The 22,267-nt window shown below is 55.1% G+C and carries 14 protein-coding genes; all 14 read right to left on the bottom strand.

Going from position 1 to position 22,267, the window contains the following annotated elements:
* Positions 1-29: 29 nt before the first annotated feature.
* Positions 30-2,729, bottom strand: coding sequence for a cation-translocating P-type ATPase (locus ACR3ZL_RS23620; protein WP_473650634.1), 2,700 nt, complete (start codon positions 2,727-2,729; stop codon positions 30-32).
* 98 nt (positions 2,730-2,827) lie between these two features.
* Positions 2,828-5,185 carry a phosphoketolase family protein gene (locus tag ACR3ZL_RS23615; RefSeq protein ID WP_473653472.1) on the bottom strand — a complete coding sequence of 786 codons (2,358 nt, stop codon included), beginning with the start codon at positions 5,183-5,185 and terminating at the stop codon, positions 2,828-2,830.
* Between the two features lie 408 nt (positions 5,186-5,593).
* Entirely contained in the window at positions 5,594-6,769 is a 1,176-nt protein-coding gene (locus ACR3ZL_RS23610; RefSeq protein ID WP_473650635.1) for a DUF3500 domain-containing protein, read from the bottom strand.
* A gap of 490 nt (positions 6,770-7,259) precedes the next feature.
* Positions 7,260-9,215: a flagellin N-terminal helical domain-containing protein gene (locus tag ACR3ZL_RS23605; protein WP_486173007.1), complete on the bottom strand. Its 1,956-nt coding sequence runs from the start codon at positions 9,213-9,215 to the stop codon at positions 7,260-7,262.
* 121 nt (positions 9,216-9,336) lie between these two features.
* Entirely contained in the window at positions 9,337-11,193 is a 1,857-nt protein-coding gene (locus tag ACR3ZL_RS23600) for a cation:proton antiporter domain-containing protein (RefSeq protein WP_473650638.1), read from the bottom strand.
* Between the two features lie 136 nt (positions 11,194-11,329).
* The gene (locus ACR3ZL_RS23595; protein WP_473650639.1) at positions 11,330-13,402 is read right to left on the bottom strand and encodes a tetratricopeptide repeat protein; all 2,073 of its coding nucleotides are present in this window, start codon (positions 13,400-13,402) and stop codon (positions 11,330-11,332) included.
* Between the two features lie 25 nt (positions 13,403-13,427).
* A complete protein-coding gene (locus ACR3ZL_RS23590; protein ID WP_473650640.1) occupies positions 13,428-14,036 on the bottom strand; it encodes a nitroreductase family protein in 609 nt (202 codons plus the stop codon).
* Between the two features lie 302 nt (positions 14,037-14,338).
* On the bottom strand, positions 14,339-14,842 hold the full coding sequence (locus ACR3ZL_RS23585; protein WP_473650641.1) for a GNAT family N-acetyltransferase: 504 nt from the start codon (positions 14,840-14,842) through the stop codon (positions 14,339-14,341).
* Positions 14,843-14,866: 24 nt separating this feature from the next.
* A complete protein-coding gene (gene phoU / locus ACR3ZL_RS23580) occupies positions 14,867-15,535 on the bottom strand; it encodes a phosphate signaling complex protein PhoU (RefSeq protein ID WP_473650642.1) in 669 nt (222 codons plus the stop codon).
* A gap of 155 nt (positions 15,536-15,690) precedes the next feature.
* Positions 15,691-16,539: a phosphate ABC transporter ATP-binding protein PstB gene (gene pstB / locus ACR3ZL_RS23575; protein WP_486173006.1), complete on the bottom strand. Its 849-nt coding sequence runs from the start codon at positions 16,537-16,539 to the stop codon at positions 15,691-15,693.
* A 59-nt stretch (positions 16,540-16,598) separates the two neighbouring features.
* Positions 16,599-17,864, bottom strand: a complete 1,266-nt coding sequence (locus ACR3ZL_RS23570; RefSeq protein WP_473650644.1) for a PstA family ABC transporter permease — start codon at positions 17,862-17,864, stop codon at positions 16,599-16,601.
* Positions 17,861-18,808: a phosphate ABC transporter permease subunit PstC gene (gene pstC / locus ACR3ZL_RS23565; RefSeq protein ID WP_473650645.1), complete on the bottom strand. Its 948-nt coding sequence runs from the start codon at positions 18,806-18,808 to the stop codon at positions 17,861-17,863. The genes ACR3ZL_RS23570 and pstC overlap by 4 nt, the downstream gene beginning before the upstream one ends.
* A gap of 72 nt (positions 18,809-18,880) precedes the next feature.
* On the bottom strand, positions 18,881-19,954 hold the full coding sequence (locus ACR3ZL_RS23560; protein WP_473650646.1) for a PstS family phosphate ABC transporter substrate-binding protein: 1,074 nt from the start codon (positions 19,952-19,954) through the stop codon (positions 18,881-18,883).
* Positions 19,955-20,226: 272 nt separating this feature from the next.
* A complete protein-coding gene (locus tag ACR3ZL_RS23555; RefSeq protein ID WP_473650647.1) occupies positions 20,227-22,161 on the bottom strand; it encodes a carbon starvation CstA family protein in 1,935 nt (644 codons plus the stop codon).
* Between the last annotated feature and the right edge of the window lie 106 nt (positions 22,162-22,267).

The following is a 22,267-nucleotide window of genomic DNA, read 5'->3' as shown; positions in this document are numbered from 1 at the left end:
GTTCGGCCACCATTCCTGTAGCGATGGTTTTATGCTGGGTGGCGTTTTGCCCAGCTCCATTTGTGCAGTTCCATCACTGGCAGGATTGTCAGCGCGAGCATGATCAGCACGCCCCAGTGCTTTAATGGCAACGGTTCAGCGTCCAGCAATGATTGTCCGAGTGCCGTGTGCATGGCGGCAACGTGGATACAGAATGCGGCGATGGCGCCGGCAAGCAAAAGCGGGCTTTTCAGTGGCGACAACACGAATGCGGACTTGGTTTCTGAACGGCAGTTGCCAACGTGAACGTTCATGAACAACACCAGTAGCAACAGTAGTGCGTTGCGGGCCGTCGCCGCCTCGGCTTCGGTCGCTCCATTGGGCAGGAACCAGCGATAGGTCAAGAACCCGATCATCCCCATCACCAGCGCCGAGATCACTGTTCGTTCAATCATCAGTTGATTGAACATGCTTTCAGCAGGCGGACGCGGCTTTCGGGTTAGCACATCACCTTCATTAGGTTCAAAGGCCAGTGCGACATCTTGAATACCACTGGTTACCAGATTCAGCCACAAAATTTGTACGGGTAACAAGGGCAAGTGCGGTTGGCCAGTTGCGATCGCTAGAAACGTCAAGACAAGTGCCGCGGCACCAGTCGAGATTAAGAAATAGATGACTTTGCGAATGTTGCCATACGCAATGCGTCCTTGTTCAACGCCACTGACAATGGTGGCAAAGTTGTCGTCGCTGATGACCAGTTCACCGGCTTCACGAGCCACATCCGTGCCGCCCTTTCCCATCGCCACCCCGATATTGGCGGCACGCAGTGCAGGCGCGTCGTTAACGCCATCGCCCGTCACCGCGACAAAGTGACCGGCACGTTGGGCGGCTTCAACAATGTCTAGTTTTTGCCTCGGTGCGACCCTCGCGAAAACTCGTACGCGGCCGACGACTTCTTCGAGTTCTTTCGGCGTCAGGTTCAGCAGTTCTTCGCCCGTCATCACCTGTCGATCGTCACTTGCCAGACCGAGCTCCTTAGCGATGGAAAAGGCCGTGACGCGATGGTCGCCGGTGATCATCGAAACTTCGACGCCGGCTTCGGCACACTCACGAACGGCCTGTTTTACCTCTGATCTTAAGGGATCAAGCATGCCGGCGAATCCAAGGAAACGCAGATGGTCTGGATGCGAAGACGTGCTTCCAGGTCGCGTCTCTTCATCGACATTTCCATCGGCCAACGCCAAAACTCGGAATCCACGCTTGGCCATTTGCGTGGCAACGGCTTCATACCGTGACTTGTCAAAATCGTTGCCCAAGGCTTCGCTGCACATGGCCAGCACGCGTTCGGGACTGCCTTTGACGGACACCTTCAGGCCATCATCGGTGCGGTTGTACACGGCTGCGAACTGGTGTTCGGATTCAAACGGAATCTGATTGACTTGGGGGCGTGATTCCAGCAATCCTTCGCGATCCACTCCCACTTTGTGTCCCAGCGTCAGGAAGGCAACGTCAACCGCATCGCCACGCCAGCTCCATTGACCCTCAAGCGGGTACAAGTCGGCCTCGTTGCACAGAACGCCCGCGTCAACGAACGTCCCAAGCTGTCGATGAATCTGTTGGTCAACCGGCTGTCCGTCGACAAGCACATCGCCGACTGGGATGAAACCCTCGCCGCTGACATAAAAGGTGGCACCATCGGGGGTCTGTATTTCACGAACGGTCATCTCGTTGCATGTCAGTGTCCCGGTCTTGTCGGTGGCGATCAGAGTGCAACTGCCCAAGCCCTCAACGGCGGTCAGTCGGCGGACAATCAGTCCGCGTTTCGCCATCCGAGTTGTCGCCACGGCAAGTGCGATGGTCATGGCCACCGGTAAGCCTTCGGGAATCGCAGCGACGGCCAGGGCAATCGCAAACGTGAACATGGCACCAACCGTATAGCCGCCCAGCGTCACGCCTAGGACGCCGATGAATGCGGACGAAACCAGAACGACAACCGCAATCACACGTGTGAACCGTTCCATCCGCTGCACCAGTGGTGGCTTTCCTCCGGTGTCGCTAACAACATCGAGTGCAAGTTGACCGACGTTGGTTGAGCTTCCAGTGGCGATAACGATTCCTTGTCCACGGCCTCGCGTCGCGATCGAACCGGCATAGGCCATGTTCAGACGATCCGCAACGGGCGTGGATTCGGGACCTTCCCATGCTGCGTCTTTCGAGGTGGGTATCGACTCGCCAGTCAGTAAAGATTCGTCCGCTTCCAAGCCGTGTGACGTTAACAGTCGAATGTCGGCGGGCACGCGATTGCCCGATTCCAGAAGTACGAGGTCGCCCGGCACGACCTCTTCGGCGTCAATTGTGGAAACATTGCCATCACGCTGCACTGTGGCTTGAATCTGCAGTAGTTTCTTGAGTGCTTGGCCGCTCTTTTCCGCTTTTGATTCTTGCCAAGAACCGATGATCGCGTTGAGTACCAAAACAGCAGCAATGAACGCCGCGTCTTTGACGTCGCCCATCGCCAGCGAAACGGTTGCGGCGATCGCAAGAATATAGATCAACGGGCTGCGAAACTGACGCAGTACGATCACCCACAGCGGCGCGGGAGGTTTCTGTGGCAAACGGTTGGGCCCGATTGCGGCGAGACGTTTCGCCGCCTCACGTTCACTCAGTCCACCCTTTGTGGTTTCGAGTGCCTGCGAAGCGACTCGGGTATCAAGACGATGGCATGCATCGATCGCTTGCGTGTTGTTCATCTCGCTAGTTTGTCTAGGTTGGGACTGCCAGAAGAATCAGATCCAGTGTCGGAAGTCGCTAAGGTCTCTGCGACGTTCGCTGCCGAGTTGTTAGGCCTTTATGGTGTTGGGGTGACGGCGTCGTCGTCGTTCGCGGCTCCCCATCGCCATTGAGTAACCTCCGGCATATCGGTCCCGTGTTTGCGGATGTACTGCTCATGTTCGATCAGCTTTTCCTGGATCGCTTGTTTGGCGTAAGCCGCTTTGGATCTTAGTTGCGGCACGCGGTCGATTACGTCGCTGACCAGATGGAATCGGTCGAGATCATTAAGCACGACCATGTCAAACGGAGTCGTGGTCGTACCCTCTTCTTTGTATCCGCGAACGTGAAGGTTCCTGTGATTTGTTCGTCGGTACGTCAGCCGATGGATTAGCCAAGGGTAGCCGTGAAAGGCAAAGATGATCGGCTTGTCCGTCGTGAACATGACATCGAACTCTTTGTCCGAAAGACCGTGTGGATGTTCGCTTTCGGATTGTAGTTTCATCAGGTTAACCACGTTAATCACGCGAACTTTTAGTTCCGGCAACTCACGCCGCATGATGTCAACGGCGGCCAAGGTTTCGATGGTCGGCACGTCGCCGCAACACGCCATGACGACATCTGGTTCGCTGTCCCGATCGTTGCTGGCCCAATCCCAGATGCTGATGCCAGCCTTACAGTGTTTGACAGCCTGATCCATCGTCAACCATTGCGGGGACGGTTGCTTGCCAGCCACGATGACATTGACGTAATTGCGACTTCGCAAACAGTGGTCCGTGACCGACAACAGACAGTTCGCATCCGGCGGAAGGTACACGCGCATGTTCTTCGCCTTCTTGTTGACCACGTGGTCGATGAAGCCGGGGTCCTGGTGACTAAACCCATTGTGATCTTGACGCCATACATGGGATGACAACAGATAGTTCAGCGATGCAATCGGACGTCGCCACGGTATGTCCTCACAAACCTTTAACCACTTGGCGTGTTGATTGAACATCGAGTCGACGATATGGATGAAGGCTTCATAGCAGTTGAAAAAGCCATGACGTCCGGTCAGTAGATATCCTTCGAGCCAACCCTGGCATTGATGCTCGGATAGCATTTCCATCACGCGCCCGTCTGGCGAGAGATGATCGTCGTCGGGCAGAATCTTGCCGACGAATCCGCGATTGGTGACATCGAACACGTCTCCCCAACGATTCGATGCGTTCTCGTCGGGACTGAAGACACGAAAGTTCTTCGCGTCTAGATTCGACTTCATCACATCACGAATGAACTGACCTTGCACACGAGTTGCTTCGGCGGTCACGCTGCCAGGTTGCGGAACGTCGATCGCGTAATCCGAATACTCAGGCATTCGCAGCGGTTTCAGTAACGAACCGCCGTTGGTATGTGGATTGGCACCCATCCGACGATTTCCTGTTGGAGCAAGCTCCGCCAACTCCGGTCGCAGTTGGCCTTCGCCATCGAACAACTCTTCTGGACGATAGCTGGCCATCCATTTTTCCAGCAGCGTGACATGATCGTCGTTATCGTGCATCTGCCCCATCGGCACCTGATGACTGCGGAAAGTGCCCTCGACTTGTTTGCCGTCAACCTCACGGGGACATGTCCAGCCTTTCGGCGTTCGCAGCACAAGCATCGGCCAAAGCGGACGCGACGGATCGTTGTTCTCTACCGCGTTGCGTTTGATCCTGGCGATTTCGTCGCTGATGGTGTCCAGCGTTTCGGCCATCAGTAGGTGCATCGCGACGGGATCGTCTCCCTCAACGAAGTAAGGTGTGTACCCGTATCCGCGTAGCAGTTGATCCAGTTCGCCGTGACTGATCCGGGCCAGCACAGCGGGGTTGGCGATCTTGTATCCGTTCAGATGCAAAATCGGCAGGACAACGCCATCGTGAATCGGGTTTAGAAATTTGTTGGAATGCCAACTCGTTGCCAGAGGCCCGGTTTCCGCTTCGCCATCGCCGATGACGCAAGCGACGATCAAATTTGGATTGTCGAACGCGGCGCCAAAGGCATGTGATAGCGCGTACCCGAGTTCCCCGCCTTCGTGGATGCTTCCGGGGGTTTCTGGAGCGACGTGACTAGGAATGCCGCCGGGGAAGCTGAATTGTTTGAACAGTCGCTTCATCCCATCCGCGTCCTGCGTCACGTTGGGATAATACTCGGTGTAGGTGCCTTCCAGATAAGTATTGGCGACGAGCGCTGGTCCGCCATGTCCCGGTCCCGTAACAAACATCATGTTTAAGTCACGCTGCTTGATGACACGATTGAGATGGGTGTAAATGAAGTTTAAACCCGGTGTTGTTCCCCAATGTCCGAGCAAACGGGGTTTGATGTGTTCCTTCCGAAGCGGTTCCCGCAGTAGCGGATTATCGAACAGATAGATTTGCCCAACGGACAGGTAGTTCGCCGCCCGCCAGTAGGCATCCATGCGATCGAGTTCATCCCGGGACAAGACATCGTCTGTGCTTTGCTTGTCGGCAGTATGAGACTCAGCAGAATTTGCTGCGAGGTTTTTGGGGGCGGAGGAATCGGGGACGCGTGTGACCAGTGTGTGTGACATGGACCGTTGTTCCGTGGTAAGTCGATGACGTTGAACGCACGGTCTGCTGATAATTGCAATTGCGGTACCAAGCCGCATCCTTCAATTGAAAACCTCATGTCATGTCGAAACAGCGTGCCCCACCGAACTGGATGTCCGTATCGGCGCGCTGAGCGTGCGGCACCGCACAAAATGCATCATCTGCTCTGCATCAACGAATGAACAATCGTTCCAATTCTCTATCGAAGCTCGCTAGACGCTGGATTCAGAACAGTTGAGGTAATTGTTCTGCAGTGGCTATTCTGCGTTTGGGTGATGGTGGTGCTGTTCGATGTGTTGCCGCAACAAATCTTTGCCGTAATCGTTGCCGTTGGGTGTCCGGATGACGGCATGGATGTGATCGCGAGTGGGTTCGCGGGTGCGGAAGGGAGCAACCCGACGCTGGTGGTCGAATTCGATCAAGATCACCGGGCTGTGAATTCGGTAATAGAAAACAGCGTCCTCCGATGTTTCGCCGATCCATGCGAAATAGGTTCGATCAAGATGCTCTTCGACTTCGCTCATTTTGACTTTGGCATGACCTTCTCGCATGTTGCCGACATATTGCTGAATCAATTCCAGCAATGCCGCTCGCTGTGATTCATCCAACTTCGATGCGGGTAGGCCGGCGTAGTCGAGATTGATGTTGTCTTTGTAAGCTTCGGTTAGGTTGTTGTTACCGTTCTTGGTATTGGCGATCGCTGCTTCTTTCTGCTGAGATTCGTTAAGGGACTGCATGAACGCAAACCCTGCATCCTGTTCGTTCTGCATGATGATGGTGCCTTCGAACTTACCGCTCGTTGCATGCACCGGTTCGCTACCGACGAACACTGGCGACATGACGACTTGGTCGCCTAAAACGAAATAGTTGATGACCAAATGGTGTCCGTCGATCTGCCATCCCCAAGGCTCGGTTTCAGAGGGATCGCCCATTACCGTAATCCAGTACAGCCATTCGCCGTATTCGTCGAAGTTGTCAGCCAGTTCCGCCAGCGTGCCGTTAAGCTTCATGATGTCTTGCGACAACTTCAAACCTTTCGCACTCAGGCTCTCACGCATCAAATCAAACGCCAGTTTGCGTTGATCCTGGTTCATCTCGTCGAAACCGACGCCTTGCCTTTTGGGAGAGTGTCGGTTGTCCCATTTTCGCCATTCTGAATCATCGACGGGAAACTTCGTTCGGCTTTTCTGACTGTCGCTCAAACCTGCCAGAAAGGTATTGGCCGCTTCAACGACCGGCTTGGTTGTCACGCCGGTGGACTCGATTTTGAACAGCCCTTTCTCGATTTTTTCGCCGGCAACGATTCCTCGAAATGGCTCGGAAAGTGTAGCTCCGCCACCTCCACGCGGCCCACGCTGAGCGTAGACGCTGATCGCAACAACGGGGATAAGGAACGCCGCAATGGCAACAAATGCTTTCGTTCGGTTTTTCATTTCTTCACTTGCTATTTTGGAAGTCTCAATCGCATTGAATTGTAGCGACAGATTGACCGGCACCCCAAAAGCAGATGCACACAAAACAAAAAAAACGAAATGAAATCGCGTGGCACTCTCTCGAAGCGAACACTGATGGCGAAGCCATGATTGCAGAAGCTCAGATTTACTTAGCAAGAGGTCGCCTTTAGGCTACCACGTGCAGCGTCTGGAACCTTCATCGAAACGGTCTGCTTCCCGCCGGGTATGAACAGGCTGGCCCGCTAATGGTAGATGAAGATCATGAACTCGCTACGCAGAAGCACTGGCTCAATGAAGCTCTGCTTTTTTCCTGCCGGTGTACAAGCTGAAAGCGGTGATTCAAGACTACCGATTGCTCTTTTGCACTGCATCTTTAGCCAAATTGAATGTCGACAGCCGACGTCACTGGCTGAAGCGAGATTAGCCAATCGACTTCAAGGCGGACGGGTTCGAACTGGCGAGACGGCTGTTACAGGTAGTTCAGTACGGTCAAGTTGGCGGTTTGGCCGATGAACTGCATGGATGCTTGCAAAGCCGCTTGTCGGGCTTGCAGTTCGCTGATTACCGTCGCTAAGTCGGCGTCGACTTCTTCGGATAGTTGCGATTGCAGCAGCACGGTCTCGTCCTGCACGGCCGCTTTGAGATCTTGCAGATTCGCACTCCAGACACCTACCCGTCCACGTGTCCGGGTGCTGGCATCGAGGTCTTCGTCCAAGCGAGCTTGTAAGCGTCCGATCTCGCTGATGTCGTTTTCGCGAACCGCTTTTTCAAGTCGTAAAAGTGTGTCGATCGCACCGCCGGCTTCACGTGGGCTGTAGTCGCTTCCCGTCAGGACCGCGCTACTGCCGACCACTTCGCTGGTGGCTTCGCTTTCGCCCTTGGGAATTAGCCCAAGCCGCGTACCCACATCACTGGTGCCGGGCTGCGTGATGCGAATGGGGTCGACGCCCGGAGGTGCCGAAAGTTCTAGTCCGTTACCGACCGTAGCGAGTGACAACCGAACTCGACGGGAATCTTGATTGAGTGGATGGTTCGAGACCGCGTCAATCAGTTCTTCGATCGTTTCGACATCCGTCAGTTCCAATTCCAGTTCCACACCATCGGGACGCGTGATCACCAGATCGGGCCCGTCGGAGTTCAGTGCGACGCCGGTGCCGTGGTTGAGGTCGCTGAACAAGGTCTCTTCGTCGGCGGTACGAATGCCGAGCTGACTTGCCGCGTCACCGCCGTTTTCGCCGATGCTGTAATCGACGCCTGAAATCATTCCGCGTAAATCGATGCGGCCGGCTGCTTCATCGAGCTGAGCGTTGACGCCCGCGCCGCTACGGTTGATAGCAATGATGACATCGCCCAACGTTTCAGCGTCGGCGAGATCGATCGTGAATCGCTCACCACCTTGGTCGATCACAATTCCGTCGGACAAATCCAGTCCAGCGCCGCCGGCCAAATCGTCAAGCGACGTTGCCAGGGTCACGCGAGGAGACAAACGGTCGCCAACCAAGGGCGGAGCCTGGAAGCCTTGCGGGTTGGAAATCCCCAAATCAGCAGCGAGGTTGCTGCCTTCGGCATCGGCAATCGCCAGCGTTCCCGACAGCGTGTCGGCGTATTGGATCGTGATCGAATCGTCCTGGATTTGCACACCTAAGGCCCGTCCGTCGAGCCGCACATCGCGAAGCACGTCGACGATATCGCCGATGGTGGCTGCGCTACGCAGGTCCAGTTGCACCTTTTCGTCGCCGTCGGAAATCGTGATGATGCCTGGCCGGACACCGATACCTTGTCGCATATCGACTAAGCGAGTGTCTTCATCCAGAGCTGCGTCGAGCGACGAACCGGAATGGAAAACCGAAGCCACACCGATGGAGCTTTCGCCCGTGACAGTGAACGCCGTATTGGTTCCGGTACCTACTTTGGTTTGCCCGACCGCGTTGGTGCCATTGAACTGAACGGTGCCGTTGGCGTGTTCCAGAGCAGACGACGGTTCTAAAACACCACCGAGGAGTTGGTGGTCCAGGAACATCGCATTTCCTGCCGAGACCACGGATTCCATGTTTTGACGGATGGTGATGGCGAGTGCTTCGAGTTCGTCATCTGAAAGGACGCTTTGCGCTGCTTCGACGGCGACCCCTCGAGCCGCGATCAATGCAGAATCAATACGATCTAGTGCGGTGTCAGTGGATTGGTAATAGCCCTCGGTCGCGTTGGCGTTGCGAACGATTTGCTCGCTGCGGGAAATGCCTCGCTGCAGGTCCAGAGCACGAGCCGCTGCGGCCGGATCGTCACTCATCCGCTGGACGCTACGTCCGGTGCTAAGCTGGTCGTACAGCCCCTGGATAGCGAGTTGGTCGTTGTTGAGTTGGTACAGCATCCGCTGGCTATTTAGCGGCGTGCTGGTCCGGCTGGTGGCGACGGGAAGAAGTGACATCGGCGAGTTTCACTTGAACGGTAGTGTGCGCTGTCGTCAGCGTTCACCAGGACGATCACAAGGCGGTTCAAACGGAACCCAATGTCATCTTCTTTCGGCACAATGGCCTATTGAACTCAAGTCAATTCGTTCCGCCACTAGCCGCACCCGCCAATCCGGGGGCATCGTTCGAGGTCACGTCACTGCCACCGAGTCCCGCTTTGCGGTCTCGAATCAACAAACTGGTCAAGTCGCTCCGGCGGACGGTGGCCACCAAACGATGCGGCGCATCGTCGGTCACAACCGGGACACAGTCATCAGCGGTATGACGGAAAAGAGCGACGGCGTCGCGAACGGGCTGGGACGGACGCAGCAGAATTTCCGGAGGCGTGGCCAAGTCACCAGCGCAGATCAAATGGTCGGAATGCGGATCGAAGAACGCTTGATTGAGCAAATCGAACCGAATCAGGCCGACAACACAGCGATCGTCGTCGACCACGGGGAAGGTATTGTCATGGGAATGTTCGACAAAATGCACGACTTCGTTAAAGTCGGCGTTCTCAGCAATGCCCTCGACGGTGCGGCGCATCACCTGTTCGACTCGCATTCGCTCAGACAATGCGGTTTTCTTATCCAGCAATCCTGCTGAACCAGCCAAACGCGTGACCACGTTCTTAAAGGCGCTGATAGGTGTGCCGAAGGTGTGGTGGATCGAATTGGCGATCGGCATCTCGCCGCTGCGTAAGACTGCGGCCCGGGTTAGCAAGGGACCAAAAATTTCAAAGACGACCACGGTTCCAAGAATGATTGTTTGCACCTCGCCAACGATTTGGGGATTTCGAGACGTGGCCGTCGCACTGAGCGAGATTGCGACACCAGCCTGAGCTAACAAGCCCGGCCCCAACCACTTTCGGATTTCAGGCGACGCCTCGGTGCGTGATGCGACCACCCAAACACCGATGACTTTTCCAAGACTGCGAAGGATCACATAGGCCGCGCCAACCAATCCCACGTCCCATAACAATCCAAGGTTCAGTTCCGAACCGTGCACCGAGAAGAACACGACGGTCAGTAGGCCACCGATCGAATCGAGTTGGGCCGTGATTTTGGCGGTGCCGCTGGATGAGTTTACGACGACCAAGCCAACAACCAAGAACACCAACATGTAAGGAAGTTGCCATTGTTCGCTTAGCCCCAACAGCAATGCTGCCATCGCGACCAGCAACACAAGCCATCGCCGGGTGTGCATGACTTCACACGCATAACTCATGACCAGACCGCCGACCAAGCCCAACGTGAACGCTCCACCAAGAGACTGCACGAGTCGCAACAGCGTCGAGCCGATGGAATTGGCATCCATGGCATTCGCGCCGGTGGCGGTTGCCAGTTCGATGCCTAGCCAAACGAGTTCAAAGGCGATCACAGCGACAAGATTGTTCAGGGTCACCAGCGTGCCGGTCAAACTGGTAACGGGGCCCTCGGCATTGGTTTCACGCAAGACGAACATGGTCGTCGCCGGCGCGGTCGCCAGTGCCAACGTGCCCAGCAAAACGGACTGGGCAACCGTCATCCCGCAGAGATATGTGCCCATCGTGACCAGTGACCCGGTCAGCAACAATTCGCCGATTGATAGCGGGATCGCTCGGCGGGCGATCCGACGTATCTGGTCAAACGGAAACAACGTCCCGAGATAAAACAGTACCAACGCCATCGCCAGCTTGGTCAGCGGCTCTAGAAAGCGGTAGTGATCATGGGGGACGACGTCGAATGCGCTTTGCCCAAGTAGCATGCCAGCGATTAAATACGCTGTTACCTTGGGAAGTCGCAGCATTTCACTGGCCACACCCGCCAGCAAACTTGCACCCAATAGCAAACCGACGGTGGTGGCGATATGAATCACCTCAGCCGGGTGGCTTGCCGTTTCGTGGGCGATCGTCTCGACGGTACCGGCTGCAATCGCTATCGCCTGATCGACCGAAGTATCAGCAAGAAAACTCATAAGCGGCGACACGGTGAGGGAGCATGAAAGATTGGAAGTCGCAAGTCGGGAGGGTGCCAGAGTTTAGCTGATCGCCGCGATCGCCCCCAGATCAGGTCGTTGGAACGCGATTTGCCTGCCTAAACGCATTTTGGGGTTACGGACCGTTCAGTTTTTGGAGCAGTTCGAAACGATTGAAAAGCCGCTGCGATTGCTCGGTTTTTCCGAGTTGTTCGTACATTGCCGCCGCGTTGTAGGTCGCTTTGATGTGGTTTCCGTCGATCTCGAGCACTCGTTCAAAGAAATTGACTGCGGTCTGGTGGCGCCCATCCCCAGCTGCGATGACGCCTAGGTTCAGCATCGCGCTAAGGTTGGCTGGATCGCGAGCCAGAATGTCCTTCCAGATGCTTTCGGATTGTTGGGGCTTGTTCTGCGACATCAGGACACGGGCCAGGTTTTCCCGAACTTCGGTCAGCGAGTCATCTAGTGCGAGAGCGGCTTCGAAGCCTGCGACGGCTTTGTCTAGTTCGCCTCGACTCGCATACAGGGTCGCCAAATTCGCATGGGTTTGAGCGTACTCGGGATCTAACTCGAGAGCCCTCATTAAGTGCTGCTCGGCCAATTCAAGGTCACCTCGCATTCCACAAGTTGCTCCCAACCCGTTCCAAGCGGCTGCCATTGAAGGCTGGATTTCGGTAGCCTGCCGGTACAACTGAAGTGCTTCGTCAAAGTCCTGTTGACCCTCGCGGGCTTTTGCTAGGTTCACTACTGAATCGGCAAACCCGGGCTTCAGTTCTACTGCTTGGCGAAGGTGATATTCCGCTTCTTCGAAATCACCACGACGATTCAAAATGGCGCCCAAGTTGTTGTGAGCCAGAAACGAACTTGGGTTCTTCGCAATCGTGTCACGCCACAACACCTCGACGCCTTCATAGACATAGCCTTGACGCCATGTTAGTGCAGCCAAAAACAGAACGACGACGACCGAGATGATTTGAGGGAAGCGTGATTCCTCGTCTACTTTGCGATCCATCCAGGTGCGAACGCTCGCAACGACTAATGCGATTACACCGATGCTGGCTAGGTACTGAAAGTGGTCGGCAACAAACGAAAATCGCATGGGATAAACATCGAAGAATCCCAACGCGGGGAAAAGTGTGCCAGCGAAGAACATAAGTGCGGCAAGAGGGCCGCGGCCAATTCGCTTGGAATAGCAAAACAGGGCGATCATGGCGGCGATCGCAAATGCCGGATACAGAAATTGCCAAGCTTGCGAAGTGTCGATGTTCCAGCGCGGGTAGGTGAAAACCAATGGGATCGGGTATAGCAATTTGGTGGCGTAGAAACACAACGCTCTTCCGGCAATCAGGATGCGTTCAATGAATGACAGTTCCCAATCGATTCCGCTCGCGCCGACTTGGTTCTTTTCCAGCCAAACCGTTATCAGTCCGAGCGAGATACCTAGCACGAAGAAGGGTGACAACGTGACGACATTACGAAGCGTGATCCGTCCGCGTTTCCACCAAATCATGACGAGCATTGCGGCGGGGAAAGTTGCGGCAACTGTCTTGCTCAACAAGGCACCGATGAAGCAAGCGAGAGATAAGAGGTACCAACGGCGATCTGTTCCATTGGATGACGAGTTCGGTGTGGGTTGGGTGAAGTCCCAGTACTTCAGGAAACCAATTGCGGCCGAAAGATAAAACAATCCGGATAGCACGTTTTTGCGTTCGGTAATCCAAGCGACTGATTCGACATGGACGGGATGGATCGCGAACACCAACGCAATGAACCACGATCCGGGTACTTTCAACCGAATCAACAAGAGCCCAAGTAAAAGTGCGTTTACTATGTGAATGAGGACATTGACCAGGTGAAAGCCAAATGGCTCCAGCCCCCAAAGTTGGTACTCGATCCAAAACGAAGAATGGACCAAAGGATAGTACTGGGGAGTCGCCGACGGATCCAACCAGATGTCTTTGAGTCCTTCTAGCGAAACCAACGTGGCGTTTTCAGTGACATAGTCGTCGTCGTCCCAAATAAAACCGCCGCGCATGGCGGGGATGTAAGCAATCAGTGTGATCACGACGACTGCCAACGCCCACCATTTGGCGTGAGACGGAGGGGGATCAGCCAGGCTAACATTGGATGGGCTATTGTCCGCCGAGGTGGTACCGGTAGGGTTTTCGCTATCGGGTATCGGTTGCTTGTGCGAGTCGCCCTCGGTCATTGATTTTCTCGTCGAATGGACTTACTTACTTTGCGATATCCGCGGTTTGTCCCCACTTGTTTGAGAACGTGAACTCACTGAGTAATCGACGTTTACGCGGTCCGGATTGTCGGTCTTCCAAAGCCTTGGCTTCCTCGCCAACGGCCGGTGAAGTGTCGGGGTAGCCGATCGCGATTGCCGTTTGAGGTTCGTGGTCGTCGTCGATGCCATAAACATGGCGTGCTTGGCTAAGGTTGATGCCAGCCATTTGGTGAGCTTGCAAACCGAGTGCGGTCGCTTGCAGAGCCATGTGGGCCGCTGCGGCACCTAGATCGTGCAAGGCAACGCGATTCGGTTTCTGGTTCCTGCGGAAGGTTGGTCGCATCACTGAAATCATCAGCACGCCGGCGTTCTTGGCCCAGCCTTGGTTGGCCTCCAACAGACAGCTCACCATTGCGTCAAAAGCGTCGGTGTCCTGGCGTTGGGCAATGATCCAACTCCACGGTTGATCGTTGAAGCTGCTCGCTGCCCATCGTGCGGCTTCCAAACACGTCACGATCTTTTCATCTTCCACCGCTCGCGGTTCGAACCGATAGGGGCTCCAGCGTTCGGCGATTTCATTGATGACTGGATGAGCGACGGGGTTGGTACTCATAGTGGCAGTTTCTTCAGGTTCGGGCTGGGAGAGCTTGAGTATAACCCTCGTTGAACGTTCTGTGTTTCTTCATGGCTCCCCAGCCAAGCACTCGTAACTGGCTAGATTTGCGCAGGCGAGACGCCGCTCAGCGAGACGTGCCCCTGCAAGACTCGGACAGGCAAGACTCGGACAGGCAAGACTTCCGCCAGTAAGTCTTTACCAATGAAGCCGGACGCCCATGAGATCAGCGGGCGATGAATCAGCCCAGAATTTTAGCTGCCGATCGCGGTGCTAGCATCTAAGTCGGGGTTAGCGTTTGACTACGACTCGGTGCCCGTGTCATTATTCGCGATCGTGTCGGTGCTTGGACCGGTGTCGCTGAAGTTACGAGGGCGGATTTGGTAGAACAACGCCTTCTTTTGATCGGGCAACGAGAAATCGAAGCCACACGACCGGAGGAAGTCTTCCGACGAGCTGATCGCCAGCACTTCCATAATACCAAGCGACTTTGCACGATCGATGCACATGCCCACCAAGCGACGCCCTACCCCGTGCCGCTGGACGTTCGGGTGAACGGCCAAACACTGCAATTCGGCCAACTTGGGTGAATAGATTTCTACTGCAGCGAAGCCCATGCAGCGTTGCTCATTCATGGCTACGAAGCCGTGCCGCGTCAATTCGATGACTTCGGCCTCGCTACGACTTAGCAATAGATGCTGGGCCACAAAGGGACGCATCAACGCGTGAATTGCCGGTGCATCGGCGGGAAGGGCCTGCCGAAGCTCACAAGAGACGGGGGCAATTGAATCGTCCGGCGTATTCATTTAGCGGGCTACTAGAAAGGAAAACTACGTCTGAGCACTGACCTCTCGGTGACGAATGATTTCACCGGTGACCAAGTAAATCGTTTCTTCGGCGACATGGGAAGCCATGTCAGCGATTCTTTCTAGAGAACGCGACGCACTGAAGCAATGCACCGCCGCCTCGACCTGCTCGGAATCGTCCCGCATCAATTGCTGTAATTCTTCGATCAACTCAACGTTCAAGCGATCGACTTCTTGGTCCGACCCAATTACTTTTTGGGCCAATTCGGCATCCGCATCTAGGAACGAATCGAGCGAGAGTCGCACCATTTCGATAACGGCTCGAACCATCGGGGTCAGGTCGTCGGGCACGCGGAATAGCGGAAAGAAGTCGAGCGATTGGCTTCGTTGCGAGATGCTGCAAGCCAGATCCGCCATACGTTCCAGGTCGCCGTTGATCTTGATCGCGGTGGTCAACCAACGCAGGTCGGCTGAAACGGGTTGGTGTAGGGCCAACAATTTCAGGCACTCTTCTTCGATGCGGATATCGTTGGCATCCACCTGGTCGTCGCTGGCGATCACTTGTTTGGCGAGATCGGGGCGTCGTTCGACCAGCGACCGAACGGACAGGCCGATCATCTGCTCGACGATTCCAAATTGATCAACCAGATCGGTGCGGAGTGCCGAGATCGCTCGGTCGAGATGCTTGCTCATCGTAAATCCGAATGAAAGTTCTTAAAAAAAACTGCGCATGCTGAATGAGGACGATTCAACGCAGGTGACGAGAAAGGTCGTCAACTGGGAAGAGCTACCCGCCATGTCGGCAGGTGTCTAGGCCAAGGCAGGCCGTGCCTCGAACGGGCTCGAAATCAACCGAAGCGTCCGCGAACGTAATCGTCCGTTCGCTTTTCCTTAGGCTTGGTAAAGACGTCGTCCGTCGGTCCTGATTCAACGAGTTGTCCTTCGAAGAAGAACGCGGTTTGATCACTACAGCGGCTGGCCTGTTGCATGTTGTGGGTGACCATCACGATGGTGTATTGCTCTCGCAATTCATAGATCAGGTCTTCGATCGCCAACGTGCTGGCAGGGTCCAACGCGGAACACGGCTCGTCCATCAACAAAACTTCCGGACCGACCGCGATGGCGCGGGCGATGCAGAGACGTTGTTGTTGGCCGCCGGATAACCCTAAAGCCGGGGCATGCAAACGGTCCTTCACTTCATCCCAAACCGCCGCTTTGCGAAGCGACCATTCCACCAATTCATCCAATTCGGCCCGTCGCAGCTTCATGTGCAGCCGAGGCCCGAAGGCGACGTTTTCGAAAATCGACTTGGGGAACGGGTTGGGCTTTTGGAAAACCATTCCGACCAACCGTCGCAGATGAACGACATCGGTCGATGACGCCAAAATGTCCAGGTCATCTAGTTGCAACATGCCCTTGCTGTGAGCTCCCGGAACGATGTCATTCATCCGGTTAATCCAGCGAAGCAAAGTACTCTTGCCGCAACCGGATGGGCCGATGAAAGCAGTGACTTGATTGCGAGGGATTTCTAGCGACAGATTGTGGATCGCTTGGAAGGCTCCGTACCAGGCATCAAAGTTTCCAATCTTGATGCAGGTTTCTGCCGCCGGCGAATCAGAAACGGTTTGCCCGTTCCCCTGGGGAGCCGGGTTGGTCAGATTCGAAGGAGCAGACTCGGTCATGGCAGTGGGCAACATCAGAGGGCCACAGATTGTTTCAGAGGGAATACAGATTGTAAGTGCAACACGCTGTGTGTTTATTCCAGTCTCAGCTTTTGACGCAAATAAATTGCGACAGAATTCACTAGAAGTAGTACGACTAGCAAAACGATAATCGCCGCCGCAGCCAGCTCCTGATAGGTGGCTTGTTGCAGCCCAGCCCAGTGGAAAATCAGCACTGGCATGGTCACGACATTGTCCATCAAGTTTTGTGGGCCGGTGCTTTTGGCTACCGTTGCCCCCAAGACCACTAGGATCGGTGCCGCTTCCCCAATCGCCCGTCCCATCGCCAAGATGGCGCCCGTCATGATGCCCGGAATCGCAGCGGGAAGCGAAACATTCCGCACGGTTTGCCATTTCGTTGCGCCCAATCCATACGAGGCTTCTCGCAGGGAAGGCGAAACGCCACGGAGGGCTTCTTGGGAAGCGATGATGACGATCGGCAAAATCACCAGTGATAACGTCAAACCGGCTGCCAGAAAACTGCGGCCGAAGGGGACCCGGAAGTAGTTCCATGACGTCTTCGCATAGGCACCCCCGATTTGATTCAGCTTGACGGTTCGGCGGCGAACGGACTTGTCCTTGGGCTTGGGTTCCCCACCCTTGGGGTCCCACACTGAAATCTGGATGGCGTTGCCTTGACGGTCCACCGCCTCGATCGGCTCGGTGACTTTGAACGTCGGTTGGTCCAGGTCCGTTTGTGGGATCAAGATGGTGTGGCCACCGCCGCCCAAGGTAAGAACTTGGTAGTACCGTTCCACACCCATCAACTCGGTGCCGCTGGACCCGTTGACCTGGATTTGTCCAAGGACATTGAACATGAACACAAACAAGCTTAATCCCAACAGTCCGTAGACAATCGAAGGGACGCCGGCCAGGTTGCTAATGTTGAGGTTGATGAAGCCGTGCAGGTATCGCAGCCATCGATTGGTCGGTTTGAACTCTTCCAGGAAGATCGCGGTTCCGACGCCCAGGGGAAGTGCAGCAAGTGCGCAAACCGCACAGATCGAAAGGGAGCCAATGATGGCCGGGTACATCCCGGAGGTTTCCGGTGCCAACGCACTGTGCGAGTTCTTAAGCAATGTCGGGGTCAGTCGTGAGTGACCTTGATAGAAGATCGAGGCCAACAAGACGACCAGCACGACCACGCTGAGCATCGAGATCATCACACAGAGCCAATAGAACATCCTGCTAAACCGTTTACGGCTTCGCGAGTTCTTGATTGATTCCGGTGTCGCGGAAACGCCACGGCGAATCGATTCGGGAATTGGCCGAGCATCGGGAGTTGCTGTCGAGACGCTCATTGGTATGCCTCCTGGTATCGTCGACGGACGAGTTGACCAACCAAGGTCATGCCAAAGGTGATGACAAACAAGGTGATGGCGACGCCATAAAGGCTGAAGTACTGAACGGTTCCGTATTCATTTTCGCTCTTGATCATTTCAACAATGAACCCTGTCATCGTTTGCGATTGAGCACGCGGGTCGAACGTGAATGTCGCTCGCGTTCCCGCCGCCAATGCGACTACCATCGTTTCGCCAATCGCCCGGCTGAAAGCCAGCAAGAACGCCGAGACGATTCCCGAAAGTGCTGCCGGAACGACGACTTTCACGCTTGTTTCAAAAGGCGTGCATCCCAGACCATATGCTCCTTCGCGAAGCGCCCGTGGTACTGCATGCAAGGCGTCTTCGGAAAGGCTGCATACCATAGGAAGGCATAAGATTCCGACCGCGATTCCAGCACTGGTTGAGTTGAATGTGTCAAAGATGCCACCGGTCACCCATTGCAGTCCAGGACTGATCACCAAGATTGCGAAGTAACCCAAGACCACGGTGGGAATCCCCGCGATCACTTCAAGGGTCGGCTTAAGAATTGTGCGAACTCGTTTGGACGCAAATTCGCTTAGGTAGATCGCCGTGACTAACCCGCACGGCAGAGCAATCACCATCGCGATGAAGGTAACTCGTAGGGTTCCGGACAAGAGCGGCCAAATTCCAAACTTGGCTTTGTCGATCTCCTTACTCTGCAGCGCCGTCCATTCGGTGCCCGTGAAGAAGCCACCGAGACTGACATATTCGGAGTTGAAAAAGTGCCAGCTTTGACCGATCAGCATGGCTAAAATGCCAACGGTGATCCCAACGGTCAGTAATGCACAGAAGGCAAGCAACGCGATCATCAAGCGTTCTTGCAACTCGCCAGTTCCGGTAGATCGAAACTGGCGATTGACTAACACAGCAGGGCGGTTCAATAGACCGGCTCCATAAAGATAAAGACAAGTTTCAGCCGGCAAGATGGCCGGCTGAAACAAGGGTGCTCGAAACTACTTCAGGGAATTGACCAGGTTGTCTTCGACAAACAAGTCCTTCAGAGCTCCGCTGCGGCTTTTGCCGTTTTCGTCGACGAAGTGAGTCCCGGCTTCGACCGCATCCAAGTTCTGTGTTGCCTTTGCGATGATCGCTTCAGGAAGTCGAACATAACCAACTTTTTCGCAAGCTTCCGAAACGTTTTCGATGTAGTACTCAACGAACGTTTGAAGCTCAGCCCGGTTCAGCGATTCGGTGTTCACGTAGATGAACAACGGACGACTGAAAGGAGCGTACTTGTTGCTGGCGATGTTGTCGGTGGTTGGCTCGTAAGCGGTTTCGTCCTTGGGGTTGACGATTGGCACGGCACGCAGCTTGTCTTGGTTTTCGGTGTAGTAAGCCACTCCGAAGAAACCGATTGAAAACTTGTTGCCGGCAACGCCTTGAACCAAGATGTTGTCGTCTTCGTTCAAGCTCATGTCCGAACGGAGTTCTTTGCCGTCTTTCTTGGCAAGCACTTCGTGGAAGTAATCGTAGGTTCCGCTACCGGTGCCTGGTGCGAAGATGTTGATCGGCTCGTTGGGCCAGCTTGGGTCAACGTCGCTCCAGTTCTTGGCCGCTTCATCGCCGATGAACATGGTTTTGAGCTGGGCCACAGTGAGTTCTTTGACCCAATCGTTTTCTGGGTTCACGACGATCGTCAAACCGTCGTATGCCACGGGCAATTCGACGAAGCTAACACCGTTGGCGACGCATTTTTCGAATTCGCCTGGCTTGATTGCCCGCGATGCGTCGGAAATGTCAGTGCCCTTGTCATAGAAGCTTTTGAAACCGTTTCCGGTTCCGTTGCCACCGACAGAGATATCAACTTGGGGGTGAAGCTTGATGAACGATTCGCGAACCGCGTCGCTGATTGGCTGCACGGTGCTGCTGCCGTCGATCTTGATCGCACCAACAAGGTTCGATTCTGAGTCGATGCCTACTTCTTCGGAATCGGTCGTAACTTCGTCGCGTTTCGTGCTATCGCAGCCAATCGACTGGACAAGGGCAAAGCCGATCAGGATCGGAGCAAGCCAAGTAACTTTTTTCATCGAAATGTGCCTGGACAAATTGGTTTTGGGGAATGGCTTGTGGGGTGTTTGAGGCATTACATCTAGCAGTAGATGTTGCCACGACAAGTCTAACCATCCAACTAGCTTGCTCAATCGCCTGGCCCGGTCGGAAGATGCCGCGGCGACGGGGGTAGAAAAGCACAAAAAGTAGTCGTTTTCGGGGCGAAAAGCCACGGCGACGACCTTCAAACGAGGGCCGAGCCCTTGTTTGAAGATCATGTTAAGAATTGTTCACCGCCGTTATCACCCGCTCATTCCCCCGCCGAGAGGGCCTCGCTGGTCTGGTTCTCGCTGTCTCGGGTGTTCTTCAGTCGGCCCCAGAAAAAGATTGCTTCGATCACCATCCAAATTTGCAGGCCCATAACGACCATTCCGAATGTGATCAGCACCCAGTCGCGGGCTGGCCACCAATTGTTGACCAGGTCGAATGTCATCGCCCATGCCGGCATCAGCAGCATTAGAAACATCGGTGCCGCCAACAATCCAACTGGGCGGCTGCGTTTTGCAAGGTAGAAGACCGCCACCATCAACGCCAATCCGGCGAGTAATTGATTGGTCGCGCCAAACAACGGCCACAGCATCAAACCGCCTTTCCCAGGCGAATCGCCCGCAAAAATCGCGATCGCGGCCGCCACACCGACCGCCAACAGGCTGGCGATGTACTTGTTTGAAACAACGCTGATTCCGCCCGTTGTGCCCAGTTCGCTGATCACGTAACGCTGCAAACGGGTCGCTGTATCCAGGGTGGTGGCGGCAAAACAGGCGACCATGACAGCCATGATGGCGACACCCATCTTCAGCGGCATTCCGATTGATGAGAGGAAGTTGGCCCCGCCATCGATGAAGGCGGCTAATTTCTTATCGAGCCCCTGTTTTCGCCATCCGGCTGTTGAATCGACTGCCTCGGTCGCGACGGTTTCCGTTAGGTTTCCCGCAACGGAGGGGGATCCGGCGATTGCGCCGGTTCGATAATAGGACTTCCAAGCCGATCGGGCACCCTCGCTAGCCGTTTCGCCATCTGGCGTGGCCATTCGGGTGATTTGAACGTCTTTACCGATGCCGGATCGTTCGAGCCGGCCCATGCCGACGCCAGCACAGCACGCCAGGATCACAAGCACGGCCAGCATGCCTTCCCCAAGCATCGACCCATATCCAATCAGTTGAGCGTCTTTGGCGTTTTTGAGTTGCTTGCTGGTCGTGCCGCTGCTGACCAAGCAATGGAAACCGCTGCAGGCTCCACAAGCAATCGTGATGAATAGGAATGGAAAGATCGGCGGTGCATCGGCAGGCACTTCCGAAGAGATCGCCGGGGCCGCCGTCATCAGGTTCGCTTGGCCCGTGCTGGATGCAACCGCCAGCCCGATGACCATCAAAACCAAGGCGACGAACAGTTGCAGGCTGTTCAGGAAGTCGCGTGGCTGCAAGAGCAACCAAACCGGAAGCACCGACGCTACGAACGCATAGGCAAGCAAAAGCAGCGTCCAAACCACGACCGAGTTCACATAAGGATTCGCCGTTCCGCCAATTTGGTACTTGTCCAGCAATACCTGCAAATCGAACGGCATTTGGTAGGCGCCTAAATACACCGTCAAATACAGCACGCCTAGTCCCATGATGCAGGGCAAGACGAGGTTCCCGCCGCGACGAATGACCATGACCCCGATCAACGCCGCTAAGGGCATCGCCGACCAAACGCTGAGTACCGATTCCGGATACAGCTTAAAAATATTGGCGATCACTAGGCCGAAAACCGCCAAAACGATCGATAAGGCCATCGCCAGCACAATCAAAAACAGCACCTTCGCTCGCGGTGAAATCAGATTTCCCGCAGCCTGGCCGATCGATTCACCACGATTGCGGATCGAGATAACCAACGCCGCTAAATCGTGAACCCCGCCGATCAGGATGGAACCGAAGATCACCCACAACAATGCGGGCAGCCAGCCCCAAAACACCGCCAGTGCCGGGCCCACGATCGGGCCGGTTCCCGCGATACTGGTAAAGTGATGCCCAAAAACGACCGATCGATCCGTTGGTACAAAATCCACGTCGTCACGCTGCGCCACGCTGGGCATGACCTCATCGGCCGTCAATCGAAACAGCTTGTTGGCTAAATATTTCCCGTACGTGTGGTAAGCGATGATGAATGCGATCATCGAACCGATCGCAACGGCAAGGGTGGTCATGGGCAGGCGACTCGAAATGAGGCGGGAATGGGTGGGATATTCGCCGAAATGGTCATTGCTCTATACTAAGCAGTGCCCCAATTCGGGCTGTCCGGTATCCTAGCGG

The sequence above is a fragment of the Rhodopirellula sp. J20-39 genome (assembly GCF_057365095.1).
This window is presented reverse-complemented; position numbering and strand designations above follow the sequence as displayed.

Bases quoted from the DNA above. Each gene is read 5' to 3' on its own strand.
- ACR3ZL_RS23560 (WP_473650646.1), bottom strand. From the start codon at position 19,954: ATGAAAAAAGTTACTTGGCTTGCTCCGATCCTGATCGGCTTTGCCCTT.
- ACR3ZL_RS23570 (WP_473650644.1), bottom strand. From the start codon at position 17,864: ATGAGCGTCTCGACAGCAACTCCCGATGCTCGGCCAATTCCCGAATCG.
- ACR3ZL_RS23610 (WP_473650635.1), bottom strand. From the start codon at position 6,769: ATGAAAAACCGAACGAAAGCATTTGTTGCCATTGCGGCGTTCCTTATC.
- phoU (WP_473650642.1), bottom strand. From the start codon at position 15,535: ATGAGCAAGCATCTCGACCGAGCGATCTCGGCACTCCGCACCGATCTG.
- ACR3ZL_RS23605 (WP_486173007.1), bottom strand. From the start codon at position 9,215: ATGTCACTTCTTCCCGTCGCCACCAGCCGGACCAGCACGCCGCTAAAT.
- ACR3ZL_RS23590 (WP_473650640.1), bottom strand. From the start codon at position 14,036: ATGAGTACCAACCCCGTCGCTCATCCAGTCATCAATGAAATCGCCGAA.
- ACR3ZL_RS23615 (WP_473653472.1), bottom strand. From the start codon at position 5,185: ATGGATGCCTACTGGCGGGCGGCGAACTACCTGTCCGTTGGGCAAATC.
- ACR3ZL_RS23600 (WP_473650638.1), bottom strand. From the start codon at position 11,193: ATGAGTTTTCTTGCTGATACTTCGGTCGATCAGGCGATAGCGATTGCA.
- ACR3ZL_RS23555 (WP_473650647.1), bottom strand. From the start codon at position 22,161: ATGACCACCCTTGCCGTTGCGATCGGTTCGATGATCGCATTCATCATC.
- ACR3ZL_RS23620 (WP_473650634.1), bottom strand. From the start codon at position 2,729: ATGAACAACACGCAAGCGATCGATGCATGCCATCGTCTTGATACCCGA.
- ACR3ZL_RS23585 (WP_473650641.1), bottom strand. From the start codon at position 14,842: ATGAATACGCCGGACGATTCAATTGCCCCCGTCTCTTGTGAGCTTCGG.
- ACR3ZL_RS23595 (WP_473650639.1), bottom strand. From the start codon at position 13,402: ATGACCGAGGGCGACTCGCACAAGCAACCGATACCCGATAGCGAAAAC.
- pstB (WP_486173006.1), bottom strand. From the start codon at position 16,539: ATGTTGCCCACTGCCATGACCGAGTCTGCTCCTTCGAATCTGACCAAC.